We start from the raw sequence: 15,312 nt of genomic DNA, 5'->3' as shown, positions 1-15,312 counted from the left end.
GCTACCAAGAGCGTTTACGCAATATCGAGTCGACTGCCATCAAACTATTACTTTCTAGATCATAGTTTGTTTTTCACATAAATTGTTGTTTCTTTCAACATTTACACTTATTGGATTTTTACACTGGCTATTCAAAAAAAGTAACGCCAACATAAAATGTTTGTAAAAAAAATAGTTGTGGTGTACAACATAATTATGTCTGGCAAAGTAACGTCAGCAAACTAAAGCCCAACTTACTAAACAATTATAAAAGACATGTGAGGGTAGAAAATGAGCAAGGTTATTTCCCTAGCGCAAGCTGCTGACTTAATTCCAGATGGTGCCAACGTCGCTTGGTCTACCGTAGGAATGTCTTATTTTGCAGAAGCGATCGCCAAAGCTGTTGAGCAGCGTTTTGAAAAAACAGGTCATCCACAGCAATTAACGCTTATTCATGACTGTGGTTGTGGTGATGGTAGAGATGCAGGCATGTCACATATGGCGCATCCAAATTTGGTGAAGCGTTTGATTTCTGGTCACACAGGTCAAGCTCCAAAGATGGCGCAAATGATCACAGATAATGTGATTGAGGCTTATCTTCTTCCTCAAGGTGTATTAACCACCATGTGGCGTCAAATCGCAGGAAACAAGCCTGGTGTGATTACCAAAGTTGGCATGGGAACCTACGTTGATCCTTTGATTAGTGGTGGTAAAGTGACATCTATAACCACTGAAGATCTAGTGAAACGCATCGATATTGAAGACGAAGAGTGGCTGCTTTATAAAAAATTCCCGTTAGATGTGGTGGTTATCCGTGCCACTACGGCTGATGAAAATGGCAACTTGTCTGTAGAAGAAGAAGCCATGTTGGCGGAAATTTTGCCTATGGCGCAGGCAGCGAAAAACAGCGGTGGTATCGTTATTGCGCAAGTGAAATACATTGCTGAACGTCATTCAATACATCCTAAAGAAGTCAAAGTGCCAGGCGTTTTAGTGGATTACGTTACCGTCGCGCCGGCCGAAGATCACAAACAAACCATCACCACAACCTACAACCCAGGTTTAGCCGGTAACTCACGTGTACCGTTAAACGCTTTACCACCTATGGCATTCAGCGACCGAAAAGTGATTGCTCGCCGTGCTGCGATGGAATTGAAAGCGAATGTCATGGTGAACCTTGGTATCGGTATGCCAGACGGTGTCGCCGCAATTGCCGCAGAAGAAAAAGTCTCCCATTTATTTACTCTAACAACCGAGCTCGGCACTTACGGAGGTATTCCCGCGTCTGGCGGTGATTTTGGTGCGGCGTGGAATGCGGATGCGATTATTGAGCATGAAGCTCAGTTCGATTTTTATGACGGCGGCGGTTTGGATATTGCTTTCTTAGGACTGGCTCAAGCGGATAAAAATGGCAATTTAAACGTCAGTAAATTTGGCCCTAAAGTGGTTGGGCCTGGTGGTTTTATTAATATTTCCCAGAGCGCTAAGAAAGTGGTGTTCTGCGGCACATTAGTCAACGGTGCCAAACTTGGTTTCGAAAATGGCAAGATGAAAGTGTTGGAAGAAGGTAAGGTGCAGAAGTTTGTTGAAGCCGTTGATCACATTACTTTCAGTGGGTCTGTTGCGAGAGAAAATCATCAACCTGTCGTGTTTGTCACTGAACGTTGTGTGTTGGAGCTGCGCCAAGAAGGCATGGTTCTAACCGAAATTGCACCGGGACTAGATCTAGAAAAAGACGTGTTAAGTGTGATGGCGTTCCGTCCAATCATCGCTGATGACCTTAAAAATATGCCAGCAGAAATCTTTGCTGAGCAGTGGGGCGGTTTGGGCGACATCATGGCAGCAGCTAGCCAACAGTAAAATAACAAGAATAAATAAGCGAGGACACTTTATGTCTATCAAGAATGTAGAAATTCCTTACGGCGCTTACTGGAGTACACCGTTTACCAAATGGCAAGGTTCACTTCAGCATCTGCACTCGATGAAATTCGCTGCGCACGTAGCGAAAGCTGAATTGGCAAAACGCAACATTGATCCAAAGGTGTTCGATTCAGGCGTATTGGGCATGACGGTTAATCAGTATCAATCTTTTAACGGCGCACCTTGGCCTTTGTATGATATTGGTGCGGTAAATACAGCAGGTCATGCGGTTAACCAAGTGTGCGCGACCAGTGCCCGTGGTTTGTTTGCAGCAGCATCAGAAATCGTCTGTGGCATGGCGAATATCTCTCTCTTGATGACGGCAGATCGCTGTTCAAATGGCCCGCATATTTATTACCCAAATGCGAAAGGTCCAGCTGGAGCATCTGAAGACCAAGTAACTTATAACATGATGAACGATTGTGTTGGCGGCCATTCGATGATGCAAACGGGTGAAAACGTTGCCAAACGTTTTGATATTACTCGTGAAGAATTGGATTTAGTAACTTATAGACGTTATGAACAATATCAAGATGCTTTGAAAGACGATCAAGCTTTTCAAAAGCGTTATATGACGCTGCCTTTGTCTGTGCCAACGGCTAACTTCAAAAAAGAAGACACGGTAATTACTGGCGATGAAGGGGTTTTCCCAACGACGCTGGAGGGCTTGCAAAAACTAAAACCCATTCAAGAAGGTGGCGTGATTACCTTTGGTAACCAAACGCATCCTGCTGATGGTAATGCCTCTGCGATTCTTTGTCGTTCTGAAGAGGTTGCTTCACTCACTTCTCGCCCTGAAATTAAAGTAGAAGTGCTAGGTTTTGGCCAAGCCCGAGATGATCTTGCTTACATGCCAGCGGCGCCAATAGAAGCGGCAAAACGCGCTCTAGCTGTAGCGGGAGTCGATATTAAACAAGTCAAAGCGATCAAAACACACAATCCATTTGCTGTGAACGATGTGGCTTTTGCCAAAGCCATGGATGTTGATGTGATGACGATGAATAACTACGGCTGCTCATTGATTTGGGGACACCCTCAAGGGCCAACTGGCATGCGCGCCATTATTGAGCTTATTGAAGAATTGGTCATCAACGGCGGCGGTTACGGTTTATTCACGGGTTGTGCTGCTGGAGACACTGGCATGGCCGTGGTGATTAAGGTTTCTGACCGATAAAAACGGCATGACTACTGCGCTCGCCAATAAGAGTTTGAGGCGTTCCATAAAGAATTTTAAAGGTAATCCGAGATGACTTATCAATTTATTAACTATTCCGTAGAAAATGGCGTGGCGCATTTGCAGCTTAATCGCCCAGAAAAGAAAAATGCCATCAATGACAGCTTATGTCTTGAGATTGAACACGTGTTTTTGAATTTAACCGATGACGTTAATGTCATTGTGTTTTCAGGTAGCGGCCCGGAGTTTTGCTCTGGTCTGGATTTGCAAGAGCACAAAGCCCGTGAGCCATTTGAAGTGGTGAAGCACTCTAATATGTGGCATCGCGTGTTTGGTCATATTAGTGATTCAGGCATTCCTGTCGTGGCTGCTATGCATGGCGCGGTGATTGGCGGTGGTTTGGAATTGGCTATTTGTGCCCATGTTCGCGTCAGTGAAGAAAATACCTTTTACCGTCTGCCTGAGGGCAAACATGGCATCTTTGTTGGCGGTGGCGCATCGGTAAATGTATCCAATGTGATTGGTGCCAGCCGCATGACAGAAATGATGCTGACGGGGCGTGATGTAAGAGCCGAAGAAGGTTTGCGTATTGGCTTGGCACATTATGTTGTTGGCAATGGTGAAGCCTTGGCAAAAGCCTTTGAAATCGCAGAAGGCATCGGCAAAAACTCGAAATACTCCAACTGGGCCATGACCACAGGTCTGAGCCGTATTAGCAATATGTCGGCACAAGATGGTCTGTACACTGAATCATTGATTTGTGGCATTACGCAAACCAGCGATGAAGTAAAAGCACGTATTGATGCGTTTTTGAATCGTAAAAAAAGCTAAGAAGTTTTGCCCTTTGTCATAAAAATAACAGCAAGGTAAGGAGTATTAAGATGCAAATTCAAGATAAACATTTTGTGGTGACAGGTTCAGCTTCGGGGATTGGCGAGGCGGTTGCCCGTCGTCTACATGGTTTAGGAGCAAAAGTGACCCTAGCCGATGTGAATGAAGAAGGTTTAGCACGCGTTAAATCTGATTTAGGTGAGCGCGTACAAGGTTGCGTGACAGACATCGTTGATGAGAATTCGGTACAAAGTGCGATTAATCAAGCCGTTGAAGCCTTTGGTCCTATTAGTGGTTTAGTGAACTGCGCAGGTATTCCAGGCGCAGAGCGTATTGTCGGTCGTGAAGGGCCACATCGCTTGGCATCATTTCAACGTGCGGTATCGGTTAACTTAATTGGTACTTTTAATATGATTCGTTTGGTTGCTGACAAAATGCAGCATAACGAGCAAGAAGCCAATTTAGAGCGCGGCGTAATTATTAATACAGCGTCTGTAGCGGCGTTTGATGGTCAGATCGGGCAAGCAGGTTATGCCGCTTCCAAAGGTGGTGTGTGCGCCATGACTTTGCCAATTGCTCGTGAATTAGCACGCTTTGGTATTCGAGTGATGACCATTGCTCCGGGATTATTTAAAACGCCAATGATGGATGTTTTGCCGGAAGAAGTGCAAAAATCTTTGGGTGAATCTGTGCCATTTCCACCGCGTCTTGGTGAGCCTGATGAATACGCGTCTTTGGCACAACACATCATCGAAAATGGCATGCTGAATGGCGAAGTGATTCGTCTTGACGGTGCGATTCGTATGGCTGCGAAGTAATACGGAGTTGATGATGAACTATCAAGCTCCTTACAAAGATATGCAGTTGCTGGTGGCACAAGCCTATCAACAGCAAGGTCTGGCTGGCGTTGAATCGTTAGACGGTTTCGACCCTGAATTGGCCAATGCGGTAATGGAAGAAGCGGCTAAGTTCGCTACTGGTGTGCTTGCTCCACTGAACCAAGTTGGTGATGTGCAAGGTTGTCGCTTTCGAGACGGGAAAGTGATTACAGCTGATGGCTGGAAAGAGGCGTATCAGCAATTTGCCGAATCTGGCTGGATTGGTTTGGCATTGCCTGAGGAGTTTGGTGGTCAAGGTCTGCCAAAATACATTGCCCAGCCTGTAAACGAAATGTGGCTGTCAGCGAATTTGGCCTTTGTGATGTTTCAAGCTTTGGCGCAAGGTGGTTCAGAAATTCTTTTAAATTTTGCCAATGAATCGATTCAAAATCGTTATTTACCAAAGATTGTTAGCGGTGAATGGACCGTGGCGATGGCGCTAACTGAGCCTAATGCAGGATCGGATTTAGGCGCACTGAATACTAAGGCGATTCAACAAGCTGACGGCACTTATAAAATTAAAGGCCAGAAAATCTACATTACTTACGGTGATCATGATCTTACCGACAATATTGCCCATTTGGTTTTGGCTAGAACACCAGATGCACCAGCAGGCAGTCGCGGTATTTCGCTATTTATCGTACCTAAACATCGTGTTGCTGATGATGGTGCATTAGGAGAGTTTAACGATGTTCGCTGTACCGGTATTGAACACAAAATGGGACTTCATGGTAGCCCAACGTGCTCTATTAGTTACGGTGATCAAGATGACTGTATTGGTGAATTAGTCGGTGAGTTGAATCAAGGCCTAATGGCGATGTTCGTCTTGATGAACGAGGCTCGATTAAGTTGTGGCCTGCAAGGTGTGGCGTTAGGTGAATTAGGATACCAGCGTGCATTGGAATATGCCCAAGAAAGAACTCAGGGTGCCAATAGCCAAGGTGAAAAAGTGGCCATTGTTGAACATGCTGATGTAAAACGGATGTTGTTAGAAATACGTTCGGAAACCTTTGCGCTGCGTGCCGTGGGTTATCAGATTGCGGCGCAAATTGATGCGACTGAAGTGACAGATGATCCGCTGAAAAAAGACCGAGTGGCTTTGCTAACGCCGATCTTTAAAGCCTTTGCAACCGAACGTGCGAATGTCATGGCGGGTCAAGTGGTTCAGGTATTTGGTGGTATGGGCTTTGTAGAAGAAACTGGTGTGGCGCAAATTATGCGTGATGCTCGAGTGACGACGATTTATGAAGGCACCACTGGTATTCAAGCCCGTGACTTGATGTTTAGAAAAGTGCGCGGCGATCAGGGTAAAGCCTTAACTGAGTTATTAGCAGAAGTAACTCAGTTGGCTCAGTCTTTTGAGTCCGACGAGGTATTTGCCTCTATGGCGCAAGACTCTCAGCAAGTGATTAATAAGATGACGTCGTTACTGCATTCACATTTGCTGAATCCTGATATGGACCATGAAGATTTACTGGCTGTGTCTGTGCCCTTCTTGGAAGCCATGGGGATCTTATGTTGCACATGGCAGTTATTGAATGTGTTGGCTTATCAGCAAGCGCAAGAAAATACGGATGAGTCTTACGTGCAGAATATTAAGGCGCTATCCGTATTTTACGGTGCTTATCGTTTGCCGTCTGCCATGGCGGCATTGAAGGTCGTTGAAAACGCTGGGTTAGGTCTTGGCAAATATAAATTTTGAAGCAGGCCATTTAGGTCTGAAGTCGAGATAAAAATAACAATTCGGCAGTGGTTAATAAACCACTCCCTAAAACTCTAGCCATAAAAATAATCATAGAGCCCTTAAGGGCAAAAGATGAGAGTGGGAGCAAAAAAATGAACGGTGAATTTCATCCAATAAAAGTTGTAGCGCATCCTATCGACATTGAAAATCGCGACGGCGGAGTGCAAATCATCAATAGCCAAAAAGCGCTCGATGAGTATGCTCGTTGCTGGACAGATCAGCTTGAATACTGGGCTGATAAAACCCCCGATCGAATATTTGTTGCGCAGCGTGATGAGCAAGGTGACTGGCAGGAAGTTACCTACTCACAAGCGGTAGCCCGAGTACGAAAAATAGCATCTTGGTTAATCACTCAGCCAGTTTCTGCTGAGCGTCCCATCGTTTTTTTATGTGGCAACAGCGTTGAGCATTTGATGCTTGCTTTGGCTGGTATGTATGTGGGTGTGGCTCATTCTCCTTTGTCGCCTGCTTATTCTCTTATCGCGACGGATTATTCTAAGCTGCAAGGTATTGTGGATATTTTGACACCCGGCATGATTGTGGTGGATGAGTTGGCACCTTATGAAAAGGCAATTAAAGCGGTTTGCCAAGATACGGAAATTCCCGTAGTGGTGATCAAAGGGGATACCAAGGCACAACAAATTGACAATCCAATTGTGGCTTTTCAATCCTTTTGGGACTTTCCTGAGTCGGCTTTGATTGATGAAATGAACGAGCAAGTGAATGGCGATACGATTGCCAAAGTGCTTTTCACCTCTGGTACCACAGGTATGCCAAAAGGCGTTATCAATACTCAGCGTATGATTTGCGCCAATCAGGTGATGATTCATCAAGTAATGCAGTTCTTGCAAGATCAGCCGCCTATTATGGTTGATTGGCTACCTTGGAACCATACTTTTGGCGGTAACCATAATATTGGTATCGCTTTGTATAACGGCGGTAGTTTGTATCTTGATGATGGCAAGCCAACTGAAAAACTGTTCGCTAAGACATTGCAGAATTTGGCGGAGATATCTCCAACCGTGTATTTCAATGTGCCAAAAGGTTTTGAGTTATTAGTGAAAAATTTGAAAGCGGACAGTGAGTTAGCTGAGAAGTTTTTTGCGCGCTTACAGTTTACCTTCTTTGCCGCTGCAGGTTTGGCTCAGCATATTTGGGATGATTTGGATGCGCTGGCGATTCAATATACTGGCAAGAAAATCCCTATGGTCACTGGGCTAGGCTGTACCGAAACAGCGCCGTCAGCGACGTTTGCTTCTGTTGAAGAATCAACTTCTGGTGTTATTGGTGTTCCTGCGCCAGGTGTGTCTATCAAGCTTGTTCCAAACGAAGGTAAGTTAGAAGCGCGTGTGAAAGCTGAAACTGTGATGCCGGGTTACTGGCGTCAACCAGAATTGACCGCAAAAGCGTTTGATGAAGAAGGCTATTATTGCTTAGGCGATGCGATAGCATATCTTGATGAAAATGAACCGCAGCGAGGCTTCCGTTTTGACGGGCGTGTATCGGAAGACTTTAAACTCGATAGTGGTACTTGGGTCAGTGCAGGTACATTGCGTGCTAAATTTATCAGTGCCTTTGCGCCATTTGTACAAGATGTTGTGTTATGTGGTACGAACCGTGGCTATATCAGTGCATTGATCTTTCCTGATTGGGCTCATTGTCAGGCGATTCTTCCTCATGATTTGGTGGAGACGAACGAGCAAGTTATTGCACACTCAGCAGTACGTGATGCTTTTCAGCAGAAGTTAAGAGATTTTGCTAAAAACAGCACCGGTAGTTCGACTGTGGTTCAACGTATTTTGTTGCAAGCTGTGCCACCGAGTATTGATGCAAATGAAATTACTGATAAAGGTTCGTTGAATCAGCGTGCGGTGCAAGCTCATCGAGAAGACCAAATTGAGCTTTTGTATCAAGAGCCTCTTTCTGATTTGGTTATCAGTTTATAAGGAAGAGCGTCATGTTTAACAATGAACGCCAAGTACAAATTGAGTGGGGTGACTGCGATCCCGCCGATATTGTTTTTTACCCGCGTTATTTTGCCTATTTTGACGCGTCAACGGGGGCTTTATTTGAGGCAATGGGCGTTTCGCTTAGATATATTCGCGATGTATTAAAGACCGTTGGTTTTCCAATGGTTGATACGCGCTCTCAATTTTTTAAACCTTCTAAGTATGGTGACAAGGTTACTATTAAAAGTGAGTTTACTGAGGTTGGTCGTGCCAGCTTTGGGATTCGTCATCAGCTTTTTAATGATGGTGACTTAGCGGTCGAATGCACGGAAAAACGTGTCTGGGCCTGTCTAAATGCAGAAGGTGATCTTAAAGCTAAGACAATTCCAGATGACATTCGAGCAAAAATGTTGAGTCATGGTTAAACAGAAAGGTCAGTGAAAGAATGAAAATTTTAGTAGGTGTTAAACGCGTCATTGATTACAACGTTAAGGTTCGTGTTAAAGCAGATCAAAGCAATGTGGATTTAACCAATGTCAAAATGGCAATGAATCCATTTTGCGAAATCGCTGTTGAAGAAGCGGTTCGCCTGAAAGAAGCTGGCGTGGCATCTGAAGTGATCGTTATGAGCGTTGGAACGACGCAAAGCCAAGAGCAACTTCGTAATGCCCTGGCGTTAGGCGCTGACCGTGCCATTTGGGTTGAAGCTGAAAGCGACATTGAGCCTTTAAATGTCGCCAAAGCCTTTGCCGCAGTCGTTGAAAAAGAGCAACCTGGATTGGTGATTCTTGGCAAGCAGTCGATTGATTCTGATAACAATCAAATGGGACAGATGTTAGCTGCCTTGATTAAATGTCCACAGGGAACCTTTGCTTCTAGGCTTGTTATCGACGGCGATAAAGCGCTTGTTACTCGTGAAATCGATGGCGGGCTACGTACTGTTGTCCTGACATTGCCTGCGATTGTAACGACGGATCTACGTCTTAATGAACCTCGCTATGCCAAATTACCCGATATTATGAAGGCTAAACGTAAACCACTCGATACCTTATCCTTGGCAGACTTGGGCGTAACGCCAAAGGCTCATTACCGATTAGATAAAGTGGAAGCGCCTTCAACTCGTAGTGCGGGCATTAAAGTGGCGTCGGTGGATGAATTGATCAGTAAATTGAAAGATGAAGCGAAGGTGATCTAATGACGACTTTATTAATTGCAGAACATAATTCGAGTACGCTTTCGTCTGCTACTTTATGCGGCTTGACGGCCGCTCAAGCCATTGGCAATGACATCCATGTGCTGGTGGTAGGTAAAAATGTTGAGTCCGTTGCCGATGAGGCGGCGAGCCTTGCTGGTGTTGCTAAGGTGTTGTGTGCCAATGCGGATGTTTATGAATACGCCTTGGCTGAGCCAATGGGGGATTTGGTCGTGCATTTAGCGGCAAACTATTCGCACATTATTGCGCCGTCCAATTCAGAGTCAAAAGACTTCATGCCTAGAGTATCGGCTCTATTGGATGTTGGGCAGGTGTCTGATATTTGCGCTGTGTTGAGTGCTGAGCAATTTAAACGCCCGATTTATGCTGGTAATGCGATTGCGACGGTAACGGCTTTGGATGCCACAAAAGTCATTACAGTACGGGCGTCTTCTTTTGATAAAAACATTAAACAGAATGATCAGAAGTGTCCTGTTGAAACGATCGATTTTGTGGCTGAGAGTGTTTTGTCTAGTTGGCAATCTGATGATATTACTGAGTCAACAAGACCAGATCTTTCCAGTGCGAGCCGCATTGTGTCAGGTGGTCGTGGAGTTGGCAGTGGCGAGAATTTTGCGTTGGTTGAGGCGTTGGCCGACAAACTAGGGGCAGCGGTCGGTGCCTCTCGTGCGGCAGTGGATGCGGGTTTTGTATCGAATGATTTACAAGTTGGCCAGACGGGTAAAATCGTCGCGCCCGATTTGTACATGGCTTTTGGGATCTCTGGTGCTATTCAGCATTTAGCAGGTATGAAAGACTCCAAAGTGATTGTGGCGGTAAACAAAGACGAAGACGCACCTATCTTTCAAGTGGCGGATTATGGCTTGGTAGGTGATCTTTTTGCTGTGCTTCCAGAAATGACAAGTAAGCTATAGGGATACATTTCCATAATAAATAGACTGTCTAACATCAAGTTAGACTGCCTGTTGTGAATTTGATGACGTTAACCGAGCCTCGGCTCGGTTTATTTATTTGCTTGAATTAGATTGAGAGCAAAGCTCAATAACGCGTTTTCCACTGATAACCAAGAAACAGCAAACCGTCGTTGCTAAAGCGGTAAGGTGAAAAAAATCAACAAGTAGCATGTTTTCCATAGATGATTCCTTTTGTGAATTTTTATCATTGTTATTTTGTTTAATAAAAGCACAAGATTCACAATTCGTCCATACTGTTTGCGAAATAGGCCGTTTGAAAAGCATTTATTTGCGACAATGAAAAGTTTTGAATTTTGCCTTATTGGCTTATAGTGTGCGTCGGGATTTACTGTATACCTCGATCCTATGGTTCTTTTGAAATACTCCCTCTATATTAAAGATGCTTTATACTGTGCAGATTGTTTATAGGAGTCGTGAAGACTCATGATTCGCCCATTGTTGATTATGCGATTGCTGACTATGCCGTGTTTATGGATGAGCGTCGTGCAGTTTGTGTTTGGTGAATTGTCCTTTATGTTTTTTAAGGATGATGTTGGGCGTGCTTTTGCACTGCCTGCCTTGATTACGTTTAGCATCGCCTTAGTTATTTTACTGGGTTTTAAAAAGTACCCTTTACCTTCAGTGAATTCTCGTGAAGCCATGTTGTTTGCTACTTTAACGTGGTTGGCTGTTGGTGTGCTTGGTGCGATTCCTATTATTTCGATAACGCATATTTCTTTCACTGATGGGGTGTTCGAATCCATTAGTGCGTTGACTACCACAGGTGCAACTGTGTTATCAGGCCTAGATGACATGCCACCTACTTTTTTGATGTACCGTCAGTTTTTGCAATGGATGGGGGGGCTTGGTGTTGTGATCTTTGTGGTAGCCATTCTTCCAATGTTGAACATTGGTGGCATGCGCTTATTAAAAGCAGAAACACCAGGACCGATTAAAGACGATAAACTTTCTCCACGAGTATCCAGTACAACTCATTATCTATGGATGGTGTATTTGGCTATTACCGGTTTGTGTGCGCTGAGTTATTACCTTGCAGGTATGTCAGCGTTTGATGCCATAGGTCACAGTTTTACCACGGTATCGACTGGTGGGTTTTCAACCCATGATGCCAGTATGGGGTACTTTAACAGCCCGTTGATTTTGTGGATTTGTAATCTTTTTATGGTATTGGGGGCGGTGAATTTCGCGTTGCATTACCGTATTTATATTGCCCGTAGTATTAAGTTGTATTGGCAAGATGAAGAGACACGAGGTTTTTTGAAAATCATTGCTTTTGTGGCTTTATTATTGGCTTTGTTTCTTTTCCAAACGGGTTCAGAAGATGGACTTTGGGTTTCTATCACACAGTCTTTTTTCCATGTTATTTCTTTTATTACCAGTACGGGATTCGCAGCAACAGACTTTGGTGCTTGGCCTGCAGTAACATCAATTGTATTGATTTTTGTTGGTTATATTGGCGGTTGCGCAGGGTCGACAGCGGGTGGTAATAAAGTCATTCGGAATGTTATTTCTTTAAAATCTATTTCGTTGGAATTGAAACGTTTAGTACACCCAAATGGTGTTTTTGCGATGAAGTTTCAGGGACGAACTATCAGTGCCGATGTCCGCCATTCTGTGATGGGTTTTATGTGTCTTGCCGCTATGGTTACGGTTTTATTTACTGCCTTATTGATGATGACGGGGATGAGTTTTATGGCTTCTCTGAGTGCCACCGCAGCTTGCTTGAATGTGCTTGGACCAGGCTTTGCGGAACTTGGGAATAACTTTTCCCCGCTAAGTGATACAGGGACTTGGCTGATGAGCTTTGCGATGATCTTGGGGCGATTGGAGTACTTTACTGTGCTAGTGCTTTTCTTACCCGTGATGTGGCGTCATTAAACATATTGCTCTTATGCCATTATTTGCTCGAAAAGGCGAACACTCGCGGTGTATCGTGCTTGGGTAAATGAATTAATGTAAGCCCATAATGCTGAGCGAGCTTGACGGCTAGAGTACTTGGTGATGCCAAATGAATTAATCTAGACAGCCCAACCCGCACCGCTTTCTGGACCAGTTCCGTACTGCATCGGCTTGACATCAAAACACTGTAGTTATGTAAGTTTATATCTTGCTGTAGTGCATAGCCGATTATTTTATCTAGGGCATTATGCCGACCTATGTCTTCCATGCAAACAATGGGTTCGCCTTGCGGTGAAATCAATAAAGCGGCATGAACCGCCCCTGTTTTATTGCCCAATGCTTGGAATTCAGATAAACGGCTTCTTAATGTCAGCAAGTCTGTTTCTTTTATCGCTTGGCTTGCTTGAAGCCTTGGTAGTACTGGAATGGCTTGGGTTAATGATTCTATACCACACAAACCACACCCTGTTGCGCCAAGATGTGTTTGTCTTCTTTGTTTGAATTGTGAAAATCGACGTGGGCTTAGCTCTAAATTGATTGCAACACTTTCGATGTCTGGGTGCGTTTGAGAAAGCTGGACATCAATGTCTCGGATATCATTAATATGTTCAATAATCCCCTCACTGCGAGCAAAGCCGACGACAAAGGCCTCTAAATTGACAGGTGTTACCATCATGACGGCATAAGAAATGTCGTTGATACTAAGTGCTAACGGAACTTCTTCAACAAGTTCTGCTGATTCGAATGATGCCTGTTGTTGCGTCGAGTCTATCTGTAACGTATCGCAACGGCCAAATTTTTGGCGCCTGTGGCTAGTAAAAGAAATCGGCGAATGCTGCATGATGTTGAGATCGGTTAATTAAAAAGATGTACTCATAGTACGGACAGTGGCCAAGAGCGTCCAATGCTTTTGCGCTAAGAAAGAGGATGAAAACGACATGAATATTGAATAAATATTGTTTGTTTAATAAAGCAGCAATATACGGCAGGTTTTCAAAGGCGGGAAGTATTTCTTTAGCCGTTAAAATACCGTATCCTACCCCGAAAATTTAAGCTTCGAATACTTTTATCCGTCTGGGTTTTGTAAAACTATGGGGTAAAAGGGTATGGACTGTGATTATTTGCACTCCAACAGTGGCAAGGAAAAAGTGCATGCTACAAAGTGTGGTTCTGTTTTTGTCATATATTGAGAACGTGTACGGTCAAAAGATCAGTACATAGTCAGGTTCTCCGTGAGCCACTTTTGTTTAATGAGTTTTTTATTTATGCAGTTTATCAAACACCTCTCGCGTTGGGCTCTTTCTGGCCCGCGAGCTTGGTTATCCATTATTTTTATAGTATTTATTGTACTTTCTTTCGTTTATAAGTCTCTTGTGTCTCCAGCTAATGACCTTAATGAATATACACTTCCAAGTGTTACCGATGTCATAACGGGTAAGGGATACACGCCTAAGATCAGCAATAATGACAATGTCATTTTCCCCCAAATCAGTTCGAACACAGATGAAGACAATAATTATGATTCTCTGGTTACGATGGACGCTCTGCAAAATGTGGAGAAAGTACCGCCTGTTATCCCCTCGATAGAATATGTTATTAAACCCGGCGATACACTGGCACGTATTTTTGCTCGTTTAGGATTATCCAGAGAGGCCTTATACTCAGTATTGGAAGCCGATCAGGAATACTTGGTACTTGAGCCATTGCTGCCAGATGATAAGTTCACCTTTAAATTGGATGAAGACGGTGACTTACTCGAAATTACCCGACGCATAGATATCAGTAAAAGTGTGTCTTATGTTCAGCATGATGGCGGTGGTTTTAGCTACAAAGAGAGCATCAAACCCATTACTTACACGCAGAAAGCAGTACACAGTAAAATCGTTGGAAACTTTTATCTTTCAGCAAAAAAAGCTGGCTTATCTGATACGCAAATTTTAATTATTAATGATTTGCTGAAAGGTCGGGTGAATTTTCGTAAAGACCTGCGTGCCAATGATGCGTTTGACTTCGTCATTAAGAGTGGCAGCATTGATGGTGTAAAAGTAGGCGACAGCCAGTTAGAAGCCTTAGAAATCACAGTAAAAGGTGAAACCTATCGTGCATTTCTACATTCAGATGGTCGTTTTTATGACCAAGATGGAAATAGTTTAACGCCAGCTTTATTGCGCTGGCCAACACATAAGAAATATAGAATTAGCTCACCCTTTAATGCGAATCGTCTACATCCTATTACAGGTCACCCGGCGCCACATAATGGTGTTGATTTGGCGACGCCTTCGGGAACGGAAGTGCTGGCAACCGGTGATGGTGTGGTGACTCGTGTTGCTTCGCATAAATATGCAGGCAAGTATGTTGTAATTGATTACACTGGCCCATATGGTTCACGCTTTTTACATTTAAGTAAGATATTGGTGAAAAAAGGCCAGAAGGTTAAGCGTGGTCAAGTTATTGCGTTGTCTGGTAATACTGGACGTACAACGGGTGCTCATTTGCACTATGAGCTACATATAAGAGGTCGTCCCGTGAATCCAATGACCGCAGAAATTCCGACGACTCAGTCCATCCCCAAGAGTGATAAAAAAGAATACTCTAACAATGTTGAGCGTTTGTTAAATATGATGATGGGCAATCAGGCAGGAGACCCAGATGTCACGGATGCACAGCCTGATTCTATGGTCGATTCGCAGTCTACATTAGATGCTGTTGCAAATTAAACTTTGATTTTAAGCTGCATAACGCAATAGAAAA

13 protein-coding genes are annotated in these 15,312 nt (G+C 44.0%); 11 read left to right on the top strand and 2 right to left on the bottom strand.

Annotated elements, in window-relative coordinates; all coding sequences use genetic code 11:
* Window positions 1–270: 270 nt before the first annotated feature.
* The 9 genes from KDW99_RS14010 to KDW99_RS13970 all read left to right on the top strand — a co-directional run bounded on the left by KDW99_RS14010 (window position 271) and on the right by KDW99_RS13970 (window position 10,602).
* Window positions 271–1,839, top strand: a complete 1,569-nt coding sequence (locus KDW99_RS14010; RefSeq protein ID WP_255825597.1) for an acyl CoA:acetate/3-ketoacid CoA transferase — start codon at window positions 271–273, stop codon at window positions 1,837–1,839.
* A gap of 31 nt (window positions 1,840–1,870) precedes the next feature.
* Window positions 1,871–3,073 carry a thiolase family protein gene (locus tag KDW99_RS14005; RefSeq protein WP_255825596.1) on the top strand — a complete coding sequence of 401 codons (1,203 nt, stop codon included), beginning with the start codon at window positions 1,871–1,873 and terminating at the stop codon, window positions 3,071–3,073.
* A 72-nt stretch (window positions 3,074–3,145) separates the two neighbouring features.
* A complete protein-coding gene (locus KDW99_RS14000; protein WP_114411901.1) occupies window positions 3,146–3,904 on the top strand; it encodes a crotonase/enoyl-CoA hydratase family protein in 759 nt (252 codons plus the stop codon).
* A gap of 50 nt (window positions 3,905–3,954) precedes the next feature.
* Window positions 3,955–4,722, top strand: coding sequence for a 3-hydroxyacyl-CoA dehydrogenase (locus KDW99_RS13995; protein WP_255825595.1), 768 nt, complete (start codon window positions 3,955–3,957; stop codon window positions 4,720–4,722).
* 13 nt (window positions 4,723–4,735) lie between these two features.
* Window positions 4,736–6,484, top strand: coding sequence for an acyl-CoA dehydrogenase (locus KDW99_RS13990; RefSeq protein ID WP_255825594.1), 1,749 nt, complete (start codon window positions 4,736–4,738; stop codon window positions 6,482–6,484).
* 134 nt (window positions 6,485–6,618) lie between these two features.
* Entirely contained in the window at window positions 6,619–8,472 is a 1,854-nt protein-coding gene (locus KDW99_RS13985) for a feruloyl-CoA synthase (protein ID WP_114411904.1), read from the top strand.
* 11 nt (window positions 8,473–8,483) lie between these two features.
* Entirely contained in the window at window positions 8,484–8,900 is a 417-nt protein-coding gene (locus tag KDW99_RS13980; protein ID WP_205114110.1) for an acyl-CoA thioesterase, read from the top strand.
* Window positions 8,901–8,920: 20 nt separating this feature from the next.
* The gene (locus KDW99_RS13975) at window positions 8,921–9,670 is read left to right on the top strand and encodes an electron transfer flavoprotein subunit beta/FixA family protein (RefSeq protein ID WP_255825592.1); all 750 of its coding nucleotides are present in this window, start codon (window positions 8,921–8,923) and stop codon (window positions 9,668–9,670) included.
* A complete protein-coding gene (locus KDW99_RS13970; protein WP_255825590.1) occupies window positions 9,670–10,602 on the top strand; it encodes an electron transfer flavoprotein subunit alpha/FixB family protein in 933 nt (310 codons plus the stop codon). The genes KDW99_RS13975 and KDW99_RS13970 overlap by 1 nt, the downstream gene beginning before the upstream one ends.
* 93 nt (window positions 10,603–10,695) lie before the next feature.
* Here the strand turns inward: KDW99_RS13970 and KDW99_RS13965 are convergent, their stop codons facing one another.
* Window positions 10,696–10,821 (bottom strand): hypothetical protein, encoded by a 126-nt coding sequence (locus tag KDW99_RS13965; protein ID WP_255825588.1) that lies wholly within the window; start codon window positions 10,819–10,821, stop codon window positions 10,696–10,698.
* Window positions 10,822–11,085: 264 nt separating this feature from the next.
* On the opposite strand from KDW99_RS13965, the gene KDW99_RS13960 reads away from it, so the two are divergent.
* Complete coding sequence (locus KDW99_RS13960; protein ID WP_255825586.1) at window positions 11,086–12,540, top strand: TrkH family potassium uptake protein; 1,455 nt, start codon at window positions 11,086–11,088, stop codon at window positions 12,538–12,540.
* Between the two features lie 19 nt (window positions 12,541–12,559).
* Here KDW99_RS13960 and fdhD read toward each other — a convergent pair whose 3' ends face one another.
* Window positions 12,560–13,402: a formate dehydrogenase accessory sulfurtransferase FdhD gene (fdhD, locus tag KDW99_RS13955; RefSeq protein ID WP_255825584.1), complete on the bottom strand. Its 843-nt coding sequence runs from the start codon at window positions 13,400–13,402 to the stop codon at window positions 12,560–12,562.
* Window positions 13,403–13,826: 424 nt separating this feature from the next.
* On the opposite strand from fdhD, the gene KDW99_RS13950 reads away from it, so the two are divergent.
* Complete coding sequence (locus KDW99_RS13950) at window positions 13,827–15,278, top strand: peptidoglycan DD-metalloendopeptidase family protein (protein ID WP_255825582.1); 1,452 nt, start codon at window positions 13,827–13,829, stop codon at window positions 15,276–15,278.
* Window positions 15,279–15,312: the final 34 nt, after the last annotated feature.

This window comes from Marinomonas rhizomae (assembly GCF_024397855.1).
Taxonomy (GTDB): Bacteria; Pseudomonadota; Gammaproteobacteria; order Pseudomonadales; family Marinomonadaceae; genus Marinomonas; species Marinomonas rhizomae_A.
The sequence above is the reverse complement of the archived record's forward strand: the minus strand, read 5'-3'. Positions and strand labels throughout refer to the sequence as shown.